Source organism: Advenella faeciporci (assembly GCF_014652395.1).
GTDB classification, from domain to species: domain Bacteria; phylum Pseudomonadota; class Gammaproteobacteria; order Burkholderiales; family Burkholderiaceae_B; genus Advenella; species Advenella faeciporci.
In genome coordinates, this window is sequence record NZ_BMYS01000004.1 from 26,646 (window position 1) to 44,525 (window position 17,880).

At 52.4% G+C, this 17,880-nt stretch carries 13 protein-coding genes; 7 read left to right on the forward strand and 6 right to left on the reverse strand.

The features are described 5' to 3' along the window. Positions 1–236 precede the first annotated feature (236 nt). On the reverse strand, positions 237–2,822 hold the full coding sequence (locus IE074_RS04320; RefSeq protein WP_189384218.1) for a GDYXXLXY domain-containing protein: 2,586 nt from the start codon (positions 2,820–2,822) through the stop codon (positions 237–239). A 144-nt stretch (positions 2,823–2,966) separates the two neighbouring features. On the opposite strand from IE074_RS04320, the gene IE074_RS04325 reads away from it, so the two are divergent. From IE074_RS04325 to IE074_RS04340, 4 genes are all read left to right on the forward strand, one after another. Then, a complete protein-coding gene (locus IE074_RS04325) occupies positions 2,967–5,669 on the forward strand; it encodes a DNA topoisomerase III (protein ID WP_189384219.1) in 2,703 nt (900 codons plus the stop codon). A gap of 60 nt (positions 5,670–5,729) precedes the next feature. After that, complete coding sequence (gene hemN, locus IE074_RS04330) at positions 5,730–7,091, forward strand: oxygen-independent coproporphyrinogen III oxidase (protein WP_189384220.1); 1,362 nt, start codon at positions 5,730–5,732, stop codon at positions 7,089–7,091. A 3-nt stretch (positions 7,092–7,094) separates the two neighbouring features. Then, positions 7,095–7,916 (forward strand): class I SAM-dependent methyltransferase, encoded by an 822-nt coding sequence (locus tag IE074_RS04335; RefSeq protein ID WP_189384221.1) that lies wholly within the window; start codon positions 7,095–7,097, stop codon positions 7,914–7,916. 335 nt (positions 7,917–8,251) lie between these two features. After that, complete coding sequence (locus IE074_RS04340; protein ID WP_189384222.1) at positions 8,252–8,635, forward strand: ribonuclease HepT family protein; 384 nt, start codon at positions 8,252–8,254, stop codon at positions 8,633–8,635. Between the two features lie 31 nt (positions 8,636–8,666). Here IE074_RS04340 and IE074_RS04345 read toward each other — a convergent pair whose 3' ends face one another. Together IE074_RS04345 and ilvB are read right to left on the reverse strand one after the other, a co-directional pair. Continuing rightward, positions 8,667–9,761 (reverse strand): NAD(P)-dependent alcohol dehydrogenase, encoded by a 1,095-nt coding sequence (locus IE074_RS04345; protein ID WP_189384223.1) that lies wholly within the window; start codon positions 9,759–9,761, stop codon positions 8,667–8,669. Positions 9,762–9,945: 184 nt separating this feature from the next. Then, positions 9,946–11,700 (reverse strand): biosynthetic-type acetolactate synthase large subunit, encoded by a 1,755-nt coding sequence (ilvB, locus tag IE074_RS04350; protein ID WP_189384224.1) that lies wholly within the window; start codon positions 11,698–11,700, stop codon positions 9,946–9,948. A 131-nt stretch (positions 11,701–11,831) separates the two neighbouring features. Between ilvB and panB the strand changes: the two genes are divergently transcribed. Then, entirely contained in the window at positions 11,832–12,659 is an 828-nt protein-coding gene (panB, locus tag IE074_RS04355; RefSeq protein WP_189384225.1) for a 3-methyl-2-oxobutanoate hydroxymethyltransferase, read from the forward strand. Continuing rightward, positions 12,652–13,185: an SET domain-containing protein gene (locus tag IE074_RS04360; protein WP_189384226.1), complete on the forward strand. Its 534-nt coding sequence runs from the start codon at positions 12,652–12,654 to the stop codon at positions 13,183–13,185. The genes panB and IE074_RS04360 overlap by 8 nt, the downstream gene beginning before the upstream one ends. A 60-nt stretch (positions 13,186–13,245) precedes the next feature. On the opposite strand, the gene IE074_RS04365 is transcribed toward IE074_RS04360, so the two are convergent. From IE074_RS04365 to IE074_RS04375, 3 genes are all read right to left on the reverse strand, one after another. Beyond that, positions 13,246–13,740, reverse strand: coding sequence for a nucleoside 2-deoxyribosyltransferase (locus IE074_RS04365; RefSeq protein WP_189384227.1), 495 nt, complete (start codon positions 13,738–13,740; stop codon positions 13,246–13,248). A gap of 120 nt (positions 13,741–13,860) precedes the next feature. Further along, positions 13,861–15,315 carry a cryptochrome/photolyase family protein gene (locus IE074_RS04370; protein WP_229793880.1) on the reverse strand — a complete coding sequence of 485 codons (1,455 nt, stop codon included), beginning with the start codon at positions 15,313–15,315 and terminating at the stop codon, positions 13,861–13,863. After that, complete coding sequence (locus tag IE074_RS04375) at positions 15,315–16,280, reverse strand: MerR family transcriptional regulator (protein WP_189384228.1); 966 nt, start codon at positions 16,278–16,280, stop codon at positions 15,315–15,317. The genes IE074_RS04370 and IE074_RS04375 overlap by 1 nt, the downstream gene beginning before the upstream one ends. Positions 16,281–16,572: 292 nt before the next feature. On the opposite strand from IE074_RS04375, the gene IE074_RS04380 reads away from it, so the two are divergent. Continuing rightward, on the forward strand, positions 16,573–17,880 hold the full coding sequence (locus IE074_RS04380; RefSeq protein WP_189384229.1) for an NAD(P)/FAD-dependent oxidoreductase: 1,308 nt from the start codon (positions 16,573–16,575) through the stop codon (positions 17,878–17,880).

Here is a 17,880-nt window from a genome sequence, read left to right on the forward strand (position 1 = left end):
AACGTTCTCCTCTAATGGTAATCTATAACTCCTTTTTTAATATACTAATGAATACATTTGAATACAAGCATATTTAATCAAAAATTTGTATAAAAAAACTGCCTGATGATTAATCAGGCAGCTAAATCATGGAAATACCCTGCAAATTACGTTATCCAATCACCCCCAAAAAAACCACATCTGCTGCAAATACCTGGCATGCATTGAATAATGCTAGCGACATGGGTTGATAACACCTACAAGCGGTTCAGGTTTTCATCCAGCAGACCGCTAAGCAGGGCCTTGCCGTCTTTGCGAACCCGGAACTCGCCATATTTGGCCCGTGCGAAATGCGGGCCTTGCCCCTCGGGGAAAAAGTACTCATGTGAGGCTAGGGATACGGTTCCGAAGGGGCCGGCTTTGTAACGCATGATGACTGTTTTACCATCAGCCAGAATCATGCTGGGATAAGATTGGGAAACACCGGCAAGCGATGCCACCCCCTTGTCATCAATAGACAAAATAGCGTAGCCTTGCATTATTTTTTGACCGTTTGCATCCTTATTGGCGGATTGTGTCGCCTGTACTGCCGTGCGCAAATGATCCACCAGTTCAAAATTCAGTGACATATAGTCACCCTGCATCAGTGAGCGCGGATCAACTGGTGCCAGCGCCAGCACCACGCGCTGTCCGGTTTGCAAAATGGCTTCATGGGTCCAGATGCCCCAGTTGGCAACGGTTAAGACCGACACCACTCCCAAAGCCGTCATGAGCGGTAGCAAGCCGCGTGCCTTGGCGGGTGCTTCAGAAGCGTGCAGTGCCTCTGGCGCCTGGGCTGTTGCCAAGGCGTGCCGATCTTGCCCCTTGCGCAGCCAATGGCGGCAGGCAACGGTTACTGTCAGCAGCACCAGCCCGGTGCCCAACAGCAGGAAGGCTTTTTGCAGCAGGCTTAACTCCATTTGGTAATAAAACATCCAAAGGAAGCCAATCATGGCAATCGCACCTGTACCCCCAAGGACCCGGTCACGGCACTGGTAGGCCAGCAGCACCAGTATCAGCCCATATACCACCCCATTGCCATTGCCCCAGTACAGGCACAAGACAAACACCAAGGCGGCGGCCAGCCATGAAAACCGGCCTGCCCCTTCCTGCCGGCGCGTGCCCCAAAGCACCAGGGCCGCTGGCAGGAACTGGAATACAATATTGCCCCAATTACCCGTTTTCAAGGGGCTTAGCCCCGCCAGGACAGCCCTGAACATGTCAAGCGGCCCCAAAACCTGTCCCAAGCCCGGTTCCCAGCTGGCTTCCAGGGTATTCAACACCGTAAGCACCAAAGTGGTCACGGCAAGCGCCCAGGCCAGCGGGCGCAGGCCGTCACGCCCATACTGATGCGCACCCACGAACAGCACCACCGAAGCCAGCGCCAGCCAGGGAACCGAATGCAAGGACAGTGTGAAAAAGGCGGCTTCGGCCGCCCCATAACTGTCATCAACCCACATAAAGGTATACAGCACCAGCAACATCAGTCCAATCGCCTGCGCGGCGGACAGGAAGCGAACCCACCCCTGTCTGAACAGAACGTAAACCGCCATGCTGACCGCGGCAATGGCACCGGCGTGCAGGCGCAACACTGCCCGCACCTCGGGGTTGAAGAAATCATCATGGATTTCCAACAGCGAGGCCGCCATCATGCCAAGGCCTATCAGCGCCAGCGAACCGGATACCAGGCCTTCCTGAGAGCGGTCTTTGCCTGAAAAGCAGATCACGCCGGCAATCAGCAGCAGCAGAATACCGCTGCCCAGGAACGACACGTTCATCATGGCCAGAAACAGGACAAACAACAGGGAAACCACCATGACCACACAAACCATCAGCAGGTGGACCGGCCAAAGGCTCTTGTGAGCACGGTCGGGATTGTTTCTGCGATACAGACGATTAATGGCTGCGGCCCCCAGGCCTGCCGTTAACAGCACCAGGCTGGCGATGATGAAGAGAGACAATTCAGACATCCGCCAAAAACTGAAAAAACTCAGGGAGCGGACCAATACCACGGCAGACAGAAACCCGACCAGGTTGGCCAGCATGAAATAATCCACCCGCTTGCGGCTGTAATACATGAAACCCGCCACAAATACCAATACGGGCACCACCCATACCAACACGTCTGTCACACGGGTTTCAGGATTGCCGTACATGCCACCATCATCAAAACCCAGCAAAGGCCACAGGCAAAAGAAGCTCAAAAACCGTGGTACCAGCCTGAAGCGGTCACCCAAACGCATAAGATTGCTTTCGGCCAGCACCAGTAATAAAAGATTAAATCCGCCAAAAGCCAGCGCCTGGTAATAATGCTGACGACTCATCATGGATAAAAAATCGTCCATGTACAATTGCCAGGCCAGGTTGATAACCGCGCACCACAGCAGGGCAATGACCGCATTGGGTGCTGCCAGCAAAAAAGGCAGCAGCAGGGCGCCCCAGATGGCAAACAGGGTCCAGGGGTCTGCTCCGGTTTGATAAACCTGGCCAATCAGTGCCAGCAGGGCACCGGTAATGACTGCAGCCAGAAACAAGGCTCCCTGGCTGCCCAGCCCAGCTTTTGCCTGCCCGGTTTTTCGGGTATAACGCCAATAAGCCAAAAAAGCGGTCAGGCAGGCAAGAATAAACAGAAGCTGGATTCCATACAGTTTCTGCAAGCTTGAAAAGTAGTCCCAATTTGCCGCAACCCATGTAACGACGCCACTTGAGGCAAACGAAACACCCGCCACGAGAGACAAAAAAACCAGGAATCCCTGCCATTTATTTAAAAATAAAAATTTCAAATTGTCATCTTGCACTTGCATGAACTGTTTTTCCTCTCGTATTATCCACGCCATACACTTATTAAAACCGGATCGGGTTTCACCATTTTGGTCAAACAGGCAGTATCGTAACGCGATATTTTATAAGATACTCCCAAAGTCCTCGGTTTGAATACTCGGAAGCATATGACTAAGACACTGATTATTGCCGAAAAACCATCGGTGGCGCTTGATATTTCAAGGGCCTTGGGCGGGTTCTCCCGCGAAGGTGATTATTTTGAAAGTGACGAATACGTCCTTTCCTCAAGCGTGGGGCATTTACTAACGCTGACCAATCCTGACGATGTTGTCCGGGGCAAGTGGTCGTTCGCCCATTTACCTGCCATTCCGGCCAAAGAATTTGATCTGAAGCCCTCCGATAAAAAATCAACCGAGCGCCTCAAACTATTGGTGAAACTGCTGAAGCGCAAAGATGTCACTGCCATTATCAATGCCTGTGACGCCGGACGTGAAGGTGAACTGATTTTCCGCTACATTGTGCAGTATTCAGGGGTTAAAAAACCCATCAAGCGCCTGTGGCTGCAGTCCATGACAAAAACCGCCATTGTTGAAGCGTTTGAGAACCTGCGTGACGATGACGCCATGAAACCCCTTGAAGCGGCTGCGCGCTCCCGTGCGGAAGCCGACTGGCTGATAGGTATCAACGGTACCCGGGCCATGACCGCCTTCAACAGCAAGGAAGGCGGCTTTTTCAAGACTCCGATCGGGCGGGTGCAAACCCCCACGCTGGCCATTGTGTGCGAGCGCGAGGAAAAAATCCGTGCCTTCCAGTCACGCGACTACTGGGAAGTGCATGCCACGTTTGTGGCGGCAGCCGGCCTGTACGAAGGCCGCTGGTTTGACCCCAGCTTCAAAAAAGACGAGCACGACCCCGAGAAAAAAGACAGCCGTTTATGGTCTTTGGCCAGTGCGCAATCGGTTGTAGCGGCCTGCCGCGGTAAAAACGGCACGGTGACCGAAGAATCCAAGCCGTCCACCCAGATGTCACCGGCCCTTTTTGACCTGACATCATTGCAACGCGAAGCCAACTCCAAATTCGGCTTTACCGCCAAAACCACCCTGGCCCTGGCACAAACCCTGTACGAACGTCATAAGGCCCTGACTTACCCGCGTACCGACTCGCGCTACCTGCCCGAAGATTACCTGGGTACGGTCAGGCAAACGTTTGACACCCTTTCGGCCAGTGACTCTCACCTTAACCGTGGCCATAAGGAATTTGCCGGAAAAATCCTGGCCAATGGCTGGGTCAAACCCAACCGCCGGATTTTCGATAACAAAAAGGTATCCGATCACTTTGCGATTATCCCAACCCTGCAGGTACCCAAGGAATTAAGCGAGGCCGAAGCCAAGATTTACGATTTGGTCACCAAGCGCTTCATGGCGGTGTTCTTCCCGCCTGCCGAATACCGCATTACCACCCGGATTACCGAAGTGTCGCAACACCGCTTCAAAACCGAGGGCAAGGTTCTGGTCAAGCCGGGCTGGCTGGAAATTTACGGCAAGGAAAGCCAGGGTGACGATGCAAACCTGATACCGGTGGCAGACAGCGAGTCGGTTCGCACCGAAGATATTGCGCCCAAGGCACTGCAAACCAAGCCCCCCGCACGCTATACCGAAGCCACCCTGCTAAGCGCCATGGAAGGCGCCGGTAAATTGGTGGACGATGACGAGTTGCGCGAAGCCATGTCCGAACGCGGCCTGGGCACACCTGCCACGCGGGCAACCATTATCGAAGGCTTGCTGAATGAACATTACCTGCGTCGCGAAGGCCGCGAACTGGTACCTTCAGCCAAAGCCCGCCAGCTGATGACACTGCTAACGGGCCTGAATGTCAAAGAGCTGACTTCCCCCGAACTGACTGGCGAATGGGAACACAAGCTCAAGCAAATGGAACAGGGCAAGCTTGACCGCGCCGCTTTCATGCGTGATATTGCCCAAACCACCCAGGTAATCGTCAAACGCGCCAAAGAATATGAACAGGCCACCATTCCCGGTGATTACGCAACCCTGCAAACCCCCTGCCCGCAATGCGGTTCGGTGGTCAAGGAAAACTATCGCCGCTACGCCTGCACCCAGTGTGATTTTTCCATTACCAAGCATCCGGGCGGACGCACGTTTGAAATTCCCGAAGTCGAAGAGTTGCTTGAAAAGAAAACGCTAGGCCCGCTTAGCGGCTTCATCAGTAAAATGGGCCGGCCGTTTTCCGCCATTTTGCGCATTACCGATGAAAACAAGCTGGAGTTTGATTTCGGCCAGAACAATGAGGACGATGCCGAGCCCGTTGATTTCACGGGCCAGACGGCACTGGGCAAGTGCCCCAAATGCGGTGCCGGTGTGTTTGACAATGGCATGAACTACGTCTGTGAAAAATCGGTGGCACAGGAAAAAAGCTGCGACTTCAAGTCGGGTAAAGTGATTTTGCAGCAGGAAATCCCTGGCCTGCAAATGACAAAATTACTGGAATCGGGAAAAACCGATTTACTGGACGGATTTGTTTCCAATCGTACCAATCGTAAGTTCAAGGCCTTTTTAACCTTGCAGGAAAACGGTAAAATCGGCTTCGAATTTGAACCTCGTCCGGCCAAGGCGGCATCAAAAACAGCAGCTAAAAAGGCAGCCAAAACAACGGCTGATGCCGCTGATAAGCCAACTGCCAAAAAAGCCGCGGCCAAAAAAGCCACGAAAACCGCCAGCAAAACAGCCACCAAGACTGCTGCCAAAAAGGCAACAAAGACAGCCGCCAAAAAGGCCGCCACCAAAACAGCGGTAAAATCAACAACAAGGAAGCTGGCTTCAGACATCCCGGATGACGACGACCCGGCTTTCTGATCCCGTTCCTGACCAAGCCCTGCAGGCCTCTTCTGCAGGGCGTAACCGGCATTGAAGCGCATGAGCAATTTTATCCAAAAGTACAATATCCCAGGCCCCCGCTATACCAGCTACCCAACCGTTCCTTACTGGGACGAGGCCTGTTTTACGGTGGATTCATATAAAGAAACCCTGATTCGCAGTTTCAATGAATCCAATGCTTCCGAGGGTATCAGCCTGTACATTCACCTGCCTTTCTGTGAAAGCCTGTGTACTTTTTGCGCCTGCCATAAACGCATTACCAAAAAGCATGCCGTTGAAGGCCCCTACATTGATGCCGTGATCAAGGAATGGAACATGTACCTGGAACTGTTGGGCAGCAAGCCCCGGATCCGGGAAATCCACCTGGGTGGCGGCACGCCCACTTTTTTCAGCACCGAAAACCTGACCCGTTTGCTGCGGGCGATTTTTGATACCTCCGAGATTGCGCCCGATCACGAATTCAGTTTTGAGGGCCATCCCAACAATACCCGTCGTGAACACCTGGAAACCCTGTATGAACTGGGTTTCAGGCGTGTCAGTTTCGGGGTCCAGGATTACGATCCGGTCGTGCAAAAAGCCATCCACCGGATCCAGCCCTACGAAAACGTCTTCAATGTGACCGATGCCTCACGCAAAATCGGCTACCACAGCATTAGCCATGACCTGATTTTCGGCCTGCCGTTCCAGACCTGGAAATCCATGGAAGCCACCATCAAGCGCACCATTTCCCTGAAACCCGATCGCCTTGCGTTTTATTCTTACGCCCATGTACCCTGGCTCAAGGGGGTTGGCCAGCGCGGTTTTGATGAAAATGACTTGCCCAGCGGCGAAGAAAAACGCGCCCTGTATGAAAACGGCAAGAAGCTGCTGGAAGAGCTGGGTTATGTCGAGATTGGCATGGATCACTTTTCCCTGCCCACCGACGAGCTTTACCAGTCCATGTTGAATAAAAAACTGCATCGCAACTTCATGGGCTATACCTCTTCGTCCACCCAGCTCATGATTGGCCTGGGCGTTTCAGCCATTAGCGACTCCTGGTATGCCTTTGCCCAGAACGAAAAAGTGGTTGAAGACTATTATGCGCGTCTGGAAAAGAACGAATTGCCCCTTTACCATGGCCATCTCCTGGATCAGGAAGACCTGGTTATCCGCCGGCATATTCTAAACCTGATGTGCCTGCAGGCCACCCGCTGGGACACGCCGGAACAACAATTTCCGGAACTGCCCCAGGTCATTGAACGCCTGCGCGAAATGGAAGCCGACGGCCTGATCAGGATTTTGCCCAACGGGATTGATATTACCGAAGAGGGCCGCACGTTTTCACGCAACATTTGCATGGCCTTTGACCTGCGCATGCTGCGCGAGCAGCCCGGTACCCGTATTTTTTCAATGACCGTATAAGCAATGAGCCTGATACCCGAAATAAAGCCCCAGCAATCGATTGAATTGCTTAAAGAGCTCCATATCCTGACCCGTGACGGAAAAATCAACCAGGACACGCGTCGCAAGCTTAAACAGGTGTATCACCTGTACCAGTTCATTGAACCGTTAATGGCGGATGTACTTAAACAGAAAGACAGCCTGAGCCTGGTTGATCATGGGGCGGGCAAATCTTACCTGGGTTTCATTTTGTATGACCTGTTCCTGAAAGACAAACCTGGCGCACATGTGTACGGCATTGAAACCCGTGCCGACCTGGTTACCAGATCAGAAGCCCTGGCACATCGGCTGGGTTTTGAAGGCATGTCATTTCTGGCCATGACCGTAGAGGAATCCATGTCTTCAACGCAACTGCCCGAAAAAATCGATATCGTGACGGCGTTACATGCCTGCAATACCGCCACTGATGACGCCATCCGCTTTGCCCTGAACCGGGATGCCCAATATATTGTGCTGGTGCCCTGTTGCCAGGCCGAAGTGGCTGCTGCCCTGCGCAGCAACAAGGGCAGCACGCTGGGTAAAACCCCCTTGTCGGAACTGTGGCGACACCCGATTCATACCCGTGAGTTCGGCAGCCAGCTTACCAATGTCCTGCGTTGCCTCCAACTGGAAGCCCGTGGCTACCAACTGACCGTGACCGAACTGGTGGGCTGGGAACACTCCATGAAAAACGAGTTGATCATTGCGAAAAAAACCGGTGGCTTCAAAAAAAGCGCCCGTGAGCGCCAGTTGCAAATCCTGAAAGAATGTCACCTTGAGGCGCTTGCCGACCGGTTTGCGTACTAGCTGATGTTGCCTTGGGCAAGGCGTTCTAGTTCCCACGCTCCCGCGTGGTAACTAGAGAGTTATTGCCTGTTTCTCGTTCCCACGCTCCCGCGTGGTAACGTGTACGAGCCTCGGCATCTGCCTATTGTTTCATCCATATGCATCCCCACGCAGGAGCATGGGGACGAGAGATCCCGCGTGGTTTCTAGTTCCCATGCTCCGCGTGTGAACCAGACGGTTATTGCCTGTTTTAACAAGAAATTGAACACAGAATCCAAGGACTTGTTAATCTGGATCAAATTGATTTTTTAATCACGGCTTAAAATTCATACTTGTATGAAAACAAGATCCGCGCAATGAACCCCAACCGGCAGCCCCTGCAACACTATTTAGCTCAAATCCTGGAAGCCATCAAACGCCTTCAAACCCACACCGGCAATATCAGTGAAATCAACTTCCTGTCCAATATCCCGGCCCAGGATTCAAGCCTGCACGAACTGGCCAACATCGCCCAGTCCTGCCGTGCACTTTGCCAGTTTTACGAGCTGTATGCCAAGGCCAACCCGCAAATCCCTTTCCAGGCAATGGCCCGCTTTGATCAATTACCAGATGGCGAAAAAAATCCGGAAATCCTGGACCTGGAAGCCATGGATCTTTGGGAAATCATCAAGGTGGATCTGCCCCGTTTTCAGCAACAGGTTACGCAAGCGCAGACTGTTTTGAAGCAGAAAAAAAGTTAATGTTATTTGGCAACCCGGGCGATGGCATCCATTAACCATTCAACCGCAGAACGGGCTTGATCACAGCCCCACTGGCCGAATCCGCGAACGCCTGATTAATTTGATCCAGTTCATAAAACTGTACCAAACGGTCAAAAGGAAACTTACCCTGCTTATACAAAGCAATCAATTGCGGAATAAAAATCTTGGGGATGCTGTCGCCCTCAATCACGCCAATCATGGATTTTCCCTCGGCCATGAGCTCATTTTGAATGTTTAAACTGACCTCGCCGGTAAAACCGACAATAGCCACTACACCCAAGGGCTTAAGCGCCGCCAGAGACTGTTTGACAACCGCAGCCACACCCGTGGTTTCAACGGCATAAGGCACACCAATACCTGAAATACGGTGTACCGCTGCCACCGTATCTGTGGTGCTGCCATTAATCACGTGGGTGGCCCCCAGTTCTTTGGCCAGTTCAAGACGATGCTCATGAACATCTACTGCAATAATAGGGTAGCAGCCAATGACACGGGCGGCCATAATGGCGCTAAGGCCCACGGCCCCTGTACCAAACACCACAATGCCTTCACTGGCTTTGGGACGCAAACGGTTCAAGACTGTACCGGCACCCGTTTGAAGGCCACAACCCAAAGGTCCTAAAAGTGCCAAATCCACGTCTTTATCAACCACCACGGCATTATCTGCCTTGGTAATCACGGTTTGACTAAATGATGACTGGCCAAAAAAAATGGAAAGCGGCTGATCATTTAAAGAATAAGGTGTCTGCCCGCCAGCCAGGACACCACCAAAATTCAATGGATTGAATTCACTACATACGGTTGGATGACCGCTTAGGCAGTGATCACAATGACGGCAACTGGCAAAGCTAAGTACGACATGATCACCCACCTGCACTGTGCTGACATCAGCCCCCACCTCTTCGACAATGCCAGACCCTTCGTGCCCCAAAATACCCGGTAACGGGAAAACGCCTTCCAGGTCACGCGCTACGGCGTCTGTGTGGCACACCCCCGAAGCAACCATTTTGAGACGAATTTCATCGGCTTTAACGGGGGCTACGTCAATTTCATGAATTTCAAAAGGTTGACCAAGACCAAAAGTAACCGCTGCTTTGGTTTTCATACAAAACTCCCTACAGGTTAAAAGGTATTCATCACCCGTCAAGCCTATCACATTCTGCCTTAAGCAACGAGATTAGTAATTATGTCACCCATGGAATACTGAACTGAACCCAAAAAGTTGGACACCCATTCAACTTATTTCTCGTTCCCACGCTCCCGCGTGGTAACAAGAAACAAGAAATGAATTATTCCTCCACATACCAGTTATCTTCAGACAGCATGACCTGCTGGTGGCCATAACCGGCCGGCATCATGGGGAAACAGTTTTCCAGTGCCTGAACCCGCACATCCAGGAAATAGGGGCCTTCGGAATCCAGACATTCTTGCAGGGCCGCTTCCAGCTCATTGGGATCCGACACAGTTGCGGCCTCCCAGCCAAATGCCCGGGCCAGCGCCACAAAGTCGGGGATGGAATCATTGTAACTATGGCTGTAACGCCCGTCATGAATCAGTTCCTGCCACTGTCGTACCATGCCCATGTGCTGGTTATTGCACAAAATAACCTTGACCGGGGTACGGTGCTGGGTGGCAGTGGCCAGCTCCTGGATATTCATAAGGACCGAGGCATCCCCACTGATACATACCACCAGCGAATCGGGATTGCCAACTTGCGCACCTATGGCAGCCGGGACGCCATAACCCATGGTACCGGCCCCACCCGAGGTCAGCCAGCGGTTGGGCTGGTTGAATTTCAGGTATTGGGCCGCCCACATCTGGTGCTGTCCCACGTCGGTACTGACAATGGCGTCACGGTTTTCAATTAAGGCATTCACCGTGCTTAGCAAGTGTTGCGGCAAAATATGAGTCTCGGACGGCGTAAAACCCAGGCAGTCTTTTTCACGCCACTTGCCAATACGTGTCCACCAGTCATCCAGCTGGGTATTGTCGCGTTCCAGTGCCTTGATCTCGGTAAACAACCCCTTCAGCAAAGGATAGCAATCGCCCACCAGCGCCACATCGGCACGCACGACCTTGTCAATGGAAGCAGGGTCGATATCCAGGTGAATTTTGGTGGCATGCGGGCAAAAATCGGACAGGCGACCGGTAATACGGTCATCAAAACGCGCGCCCACGCAAATTATCAGGTCGGCATGGTGCATGGCCAGGTTGGCTTCAAGGGTGCCATGCATGCCCAACATACCCAGAAATTGTTTATCGGTGCCGGGGAAAGCGCCCAGGCCCATGAGCGTCAGGGTGCAGGGTGCCCCCAGATAATTAACCATGTTGCTGAATACTTCGCAGGCATCGGGGCCGGAATTGATCAGGCCGCCGCCGCCATAAAACACTGGCCGCCGGGCATTCACGATTAAGGCTGCCGCCCGTTTGGTGGCCGCCTGCAATACCGATGGGGCGACCTGTGACACCGCACTGACCGGTACCTCACCATTTGCATCGGCATCAGATTCCGGGGCCGTGGCCATCTGGATATCCTTGGGAAAATCAATCAGTACCGGGCCAGGACGACCGGAGGCCGTCAGGTTATAGGCCTTGGCGACCAGGCCGGCCACGTCTTCAACCCGCTTGATTTGCGCATTCCATTTGGTCACCGGACGGGAAATGCCCACGGCATCACATTCCTGGAACGCATCGGTACCAATCGCACCGGTGGCTACCTGGCCGCTGATGCACAGCACCGGAATCGAATCACACATGGCATCGAGCAGGCCGGAAGTGGTATTGGCCATGCCGGGCCCGGAGGTTACCAGCACCACACCGGTTCGACCGGTGGAACGGGCATAACCTTCGGCCGCATGCATGGCCGCCTGTTCATGACGAACCAGAACGTGACGGATGCGCGGTTCCGCGTACAGGGCATCATACAGCGGCAGCACGGCGCCGCCCGGATAGCCAAAAATCGTATCTACGCCGTTGGCAATCAGCGTTTCCAGCAACACTTGGGCACCGCTCATGGCAGTATTCTGTAAAGGTAAGGAAGTCATGATAATTTACACACAAATTAAGGATCCTTCGATAATATCAATATTTTATTCTTCCCTGTCCGAACTCGCGCGTAATACACGTTAAACTATCCGCATTCTTCCTGCCGTTTTTACCTTCAAGGAATCTTGAAATGAGTGTTCACGCTGACATCAAACGCATCACTGTTCCTCAGCTGATGGCTTACAAGGGCCAGAAAAAAATTGTCTCCCTGACCTCCTATATTGCACCTTTTGCCCGTATTCTGGACGAATACATGGACATGATCCTGATTGGCGACTCAACCGCCATGGTGGGCTACAACATGGATGACACGCTCTCCATTACTGTAGACCAGCTTGCCGCCCATGCCAAGGCGGTGGTCAGTTCCACCCGGCGCGCCTGCATTGTGGTGGACATGCCTTTTGGCAGTTACCAGGAATCTCCCGAACAGGCTTTTCGCAATGCCGCCAAAATGCTGTCAGTCAGTGGTGCCGATGCCGTGAAGTTTGAAGGCGGTGAATACCTGGCCGAGACCACCCGTTTCCTGGTTGACCGTGGCATTCCCGTACTGGCCCATATTGGCTTAATGCCACAGTATGTCAACACCATGGGCGGTTTCAAGGCACAGGGCTTAAGCGAAGAGGCCGCCAACCGCATTTTCAATGACGCGATTGCCCAGGAGCAGGCCGGCGCATGGGGAATCGTAATTGAAGGCACTGCCGAACCGCTGGCCCGCCGCATTACGCAAAACGTAAAAATCCCCACCATTGGCATTGGCGCCTCGCCTGAATGTGATGGCCAGGTTCTGGTGGCCGAAGACATCTTCAATTTAAGCGGTTCACGTATTCCGAAATTTGCACGGCAGTTTTCTGACGTGCAGGCAACCATCCGCCAGGGTGTCGAAGCCTATGCCAGCCAGGTCCGTGATGGCTCATTCCCCACCCTGAACCACTGCTTCGGTGTACCCAAAAATGGCTAAACCGGAAAAACAGGTGAACGGTGCCCCGTGGCATGAAGTACGCAAATCCTCGCTGCATGGCAACGGGGTGTTTGCCCTGCGGGATATTCCTGCCGGTACCAAAATCATCGAATACACCGGCAAACGCATTACGCCCGAACAGGCCGATGCCATGTTTCCGGTCAATCCCGATGATCCGTTCCATACCTTTTTCTTTTCCTTAAGTTCAGGAAAAATCATTGATGGTGGCCAGCGTGGCAACGATGCCCGCTGGATCAACCACAGCTGCGACCCCAACTGTGAAACCCAGGAAGGACGCCACGGAAAACGGGTGTATGTATTTGCCAAAAGGGATATCAAAGCAGGCGAAGAACTGTTTTACGATTATGGCCTGGTCATTGACGATAAACTGACCGCCAAACTGAAAAAGCAATACCAATGCCTGTGTGGCGCGGAAAACTGCCGCGGCACCATGCTGGCCCTGCCTGAAAAGAAAAAAACCGTCAAAAAGGCGACTGCAAAAAAGAAACCGGCTGATCCGGCTTAACGCCAGTCATTGCCCAAAACCCGGCCTTATGCGCCGGGGACCCCATTAACATCAACAGCATCAGGTCAGTTCGGCCACCATTTTTTCAAGGCAATCCCGGGCATCGCCCACCACCACCCTGGTGCTGCAGGCAATCATCAGATTCAGGTTCAGGCCAAAATCCTCAACCGTAAAACCGTGTGCATCAATATCACGCCCCTGTTCATGGCCAAGCGAAACCTGCTCCACCAGCGACCGGCCATCATGGGTATACACCCAAACCGGCTTGCCCAAGGCAATGGCGAACCCCACTTCAAACACCGTGCCCGAATCGGGCTCATGCCCCCGAAAAGCATTGACATTGGCCATGACGGCATCTGCCTGGCGGATCAGCCCGATATTGGACTGGTAAATCCAGTGCGCCAGCAACGGCTTATCCAGCCCCGCCGGGGCATGATTATCCAGCGGATACAAGCCCGCAAAACCGAATGACTCACAAAGGGCCTTAAGCTGCTGGCCATATTCAACGGCATCGTGCCGGAATACATCGGGCCCGGCCAGATAAATCTTCTTCATTTAAACCACCTTTTACAACGGCAAGAGAGAAACCATCACCAACCGGAAAATGAGCAAATTTTACTTCAACCTGAAAACCGGTAAGGGTCAAATTATAGGCATCTGCCCCATGTTTACCGATTAATCGCCCGCTTTCAGCACCCCGTATCGCAACAGTGTGCGTTCTCGTGCCTGGGCATGATCCACAATAGGTGGCAAGTACACGCCTGCCATCAGCCAGGGCTCATGAATGGCCTTATCAGGCACCTGCTTCAGCTCGGGCACATAACGCCGGATGAATTTACCTTCGGGATCAAATTTTCTTGACTGAGTCACCGGATTAAAGATGCGAAACCAGGGCTGGGCATCACACCCGGTAGAAGCGGCCCATTGCCAGCCGCCATTATTCGAGGCCAGGTCATAATCATTCAGTTTATCGGCAAAATATTTTTCACCTTCACGCCAGTCAATACCCAGATCCTTGCACAAAAATGAAGCGGTGATCATGCGCAGCCGGTTATGCATGTAACCGGTCTGGTTCAGCTGGCGCATGGCGGCATCCACAATCGGATAACCTGTTCTGCCTTCACACCAGGCCGCAAAATACCCGGGATTACTATCCCACACGATGCGGTCGCAGGCGCGCTGGAAAGACCGGTTCACGACATGTGGAAAATGATACAGAATGGCCTGATAGAACTCTCGCCAGATCAGCTCGGACAGCCAGGTTGCCGCGCCGTCATTGTTTTGTTGCAGGGCAAAACGGGCCAGCTTGCGCACAGACACCGTACCAAAACGGATATGTACCGACAGGTACGACACCCCCTTGACCGCCGGAAAGTCACGCGCCTCTTTATAGCGCGCCATCCGGGTGGTGAAGTCTTCAAACAGGGTTTGCGCACCGCTGCTGCCTGCCGGCATAGGCAATGATTCCCAGGTGCCAGACTCAAAACCCATCTGTTCCAATGAAGGGATACTTTCCCCTCGTGGTTTGCTGGCCAGCCGGGCGGCATATTTTTCAACCGGATAGGCTTTAAGCTGGAAATCATCCACTTTCTTCAGCCAGGCATTCTTGTATGGGGTGAAAACACTGTATGGCTTACCCGCCTGGGTCAGAACCTCATGGGTTTCAAAAACCACCTGATCCTTGAAATCGGCAAACCCGATACCCATGACATCAAGACTGGCCGCCACCCTTTGGTCACGCGCGATGGCCACCGGTTCATAATCGCGATTGGTGAATACTTTCTGCACGCCCAGCTGCCGGGCCAATTCGGGAATGCAATCCCGGGCCGCCCCATACCTGACAATCAGCCCACTGCCCTGCCCGCCGGCATGCAAGGACAAGGCATGCAAGCCGGCATCAAGAGCCAGAACGCTTTGATGAATAAATTCAACCCGGCGGTCTTTACGGCCAGGCAGGGCATCCAGGATATCGGTATCAAAAATAAAAACACAATACACTTTGCGCGCAGTCCGCAAGGCATGGTAAAGCGCGGCATGATCCTCACAGCGCAAGTCACGGCGAAACCAGACCAGGGCCGCTGTCATGGGCGCGGACTCAGCCAGAGATTCTTTTGTATCATCCTTGAGCATCAAATTGCCTCCCGCTTGGCACGCCAGGCGGCCAAGGCCTCGATAATATCCTGGGCTTTACGAAAAAAGACGGTATTTGCCGGCAACCGTTTTGAATTGAATAAAGCCGCATTCCCACCCATCCATAGCTCTGTGCCGACAGGCAGATTCTGGCGCAATTGCTTCAGGTTCTGGATCACCTCCTGAACCGGTGCATGGGTACTGACACCAATGGCCACAATATCTGCATTCAATTCCCCGGCCGCCGCCAGAATTTCCGACAAGGGGGTATCCGCCCCCAGGGACAGGCACTCACAATTTTCAAGGGCAAAAAAGCATTCGGCCATAAGCAAACCCAACGTGTGTTTTTCTTGCGGCAAAGTCGTTAACAACACACGCGGAGTACGGATTTCACCGGGCAATTTGATGTCGATAGCCGTCATGGCGTCTCTTAAAATCCCCTGGATGGTTTCCGTAAAAAGATGCTCCTGAAATACGGAAAGCTCACCCTGCATCCAGGCAGTACCCACCTCCCGGGCCAATGGGGAAATAATATTTTCTATGGTTGCAGCCAGGCCATATTTAACCAGTTGTTGCTGTACAGCGCGACGAAATCGTTCTGACTGATTGTCTTTCAGCCACTGTATCCATTCTCTATCCAGGGTCTGTCCGTTTTTTGTTTTTCCTGAATGACGCCCGGATCCTGATTCTTGGACCGTCTTGCTTAAGGCGTGCAATTCATCCAGCGATAAGCGGGCCACCTTTGAAGGCCGGTAACCCGCCACCAGCAAACGTTTGATAACCAGCAATTTATCAAGATCAGACTGAAGATAGCTGCGATTGCCCTGTGCATCCCTTTGTGGATCCGGGAACCCGTAACGATGCTCCCACATGCGCAAGGTCATTTTGCTTAGCCCCGTGTCACGTTCAATATCGGATATTGAGTAGTTCACGGCAGGAAGAATCGTATTGGTGGTTTGGTTCATTACAAATCTACAAAAAAGAAAAAACGGTCATTTGAAAAAGTGCCTGGCTTGCTGTGCACACTTTGCTGCATTAATGGGACAGGCATGCTCTGCCGCCATTTTCACCACTCGAGGCAATAAAAACAATAGTGAATTTTAAGCTGGCCCTAAAAAAACATAATACACATATACAAAAACATTTTTATTTAAATTGTATTATACAAAATAATATTTTGGTTATACAATTATAAAAATTCATCGTTTTTTAGATGCCATTTAGAAGTCGTATTTTTTCTGCATCAAGGTTTTAATTATGAAAGTTGCCATTATCGGTTCCGGAATTAGCGGCCTGGCCGCTGCCCATACGCTTGGCAGCAGCGCCAACATTACTTTATTTGAGGCCAACAGCTATTTTGGCGGACATGCCAATACCGTCAATGTAACCCTGCCAACCCCGACAGGAAATATCAGCCATGGCATAGATACCGGTTTCCTGGTGTTCAATCAAAAAACCTATCCCGAATTGATCCGTCTTTTCAAAAGCCTGAATGTATCCACAGCCAGCTCTGATATGTCATTTTCAGTACAGGTGCCGAATGCCTTCAGGCAGCGCAATCTGGAGTGGAGCGGCAGCAACCTGAATACGGTTTTTTCACAAAGAAGCAACTTTCTGCGCCCCCGTTTCTGGCTCATGCTCAAGGATATTCTGCGTTTCAATACCTTATGCACAAAGCTGGCGAACAACCTGGATGATAAAAAACTGTTAACACAAACCCTGGAAGATTTTCTGGCGCAGCACAAATTTGGCCAGACATTCAGGGAATGGTACCTGTTGCCCATGCTGGGTTGCATCTGGAGCTGCCCCACTCAGCAAATGCTGCAGTTTCCTGTGGCAACCATGATTCGCTTCTGCCACAACCACGGCCTTGTCCAGGTTACCGACCGGCCACAATGGCTGACGGTCAACAACGGCTCACGCCAGTATGTTGAGAAAATCACCGCAAGTATTGCCGACAAACGCCTGAATACACCCGTTCTACAGATCAGGCGCAACCAAAACAGCGTGCAGATCCTGACTGCAAACGGTCTGGAGCATTTCGACCATGTGATTATGGCCACCCACTCCGATCAGGCCCTGGCCTTGCTGGAACAGGCCACGCCAAGGGAACGGGACATACTGGGGGCCATCCAGTACCAGACAAACCATGCCATTTTGCACACCGACACCGCTGTCTTGCCCGACAACAAGCGTGCCTGGGCTTCATGGAATTATGAAAGAAGCGCAAACACAGACGCTTCTTCCTCCCGTATCTGCCTGCATTACCTGATCAACCGTTTACAACCCCTGCCTTTCAGCCAACCGGTTATTGTGTCACTGAACCCGGTCAAGCCGATCGACCCGGCAACCATTATTGGCGAATATGAATACGATCATCCCGTTTTTGATATGGCCGCCATTTATGCCCAGAAAATATTGAAAAAAATACAGGGTCAACACCGCACCTGGTACTGTGGCGCCTGGACCGGCTATGGTTTCCACGAAGACGGACTCGTGTCGGGCATGCAAGTGGCCAGGCAGCTCATGGCAGAGCATGAAGACAGCCTGAAAAAAGCAGCCTGA

Coding starts and splice junctions, on each gene's coding strand:
- IE074_RS04320 (WP_189384218.1), bottom strand. CDS start 2,822: ATGCAAGTGCAAGATGACAATTTGAAATTTTTATTTTTAAATAAATGG.
- IE074_RS04325 (WP_189384219.1), top strand. CDS start 2,967: ATGACTAAGACACTGATTATTGCCGAAAAACCATCGGTGGCGCTTGAT.
- hemN (WP_189384220.1), top strand. CDS start 5,730: ATGAGCAATTTTATCCAAAAGTACAATATCCCAGGCCCCCGCTATACC.
- IE074_RS04335 (WP_189384221.1), top strand. CDS start 7,095: ATGAGCCTGATACCCGAAATAAAGCCCCAGCAATCGATTGAATTGCTT.
- IE074_RS04340 (WP_189384222.1), top strand. CDS start 8,252: ATGAACCCCAACCGGCAGCCCCTGCAACACTATTTAGCTCAAATCCTG.
- IE074_RS04345 (WP_189384223.1), bottom strand. CDS start 9,761: ATGAAAACCAAAGCAGCGGTTACTTTTGGTCTTGGTCAACCTTTTGAA.
- ilvB (WP_189384224.1), bottom strand. CDS start 11,700: ATGACTTCCTTACCTTTACAGAATACTGCCATGAGCGGTGCCCAAGTG.
- panB (WP_189384225.1), top strand. CDS start 11,832: ATGAGTGTTCACGCTGACATCAAACGCATCACTGTTCCTCAGCTGATG.
- IE074_RS04360 (WP_189384226.1), top strand. CDS start 12,652: ATGGCTAAACCGGAAAAACAGGTGAACGGTGCCCCGTGGCATGAAGTA.
- IE074_RS04365 (WP_189384227.1), bottom strand. CDS start 13,740: ATGAAGAAGATTTATCTGGCCGGGCCCGATGTATTCCGGCACGATGCC.
- IE074_RS04370 (WP_229793880.1), bottom strand. CDS start 15,315: ATGCTCAAGGATGATACAAAAGAATCTCTGGCTGAGTCCGCGCCCATG.
- IE074_RS04375 (WP_189384228.1), bottom strand. CDS start 16,280: ATGAACCAAACCACCAATACGATTCTTCCTGCCGTGAACTACTCAATA.
- IE074_RS04380 (WP_189384229.1), top strand. CDS start 16,573: ATGAAAGTTGCCATTATCGGTTCCGGAATTAGCGGCCTGGCCGCTGCC.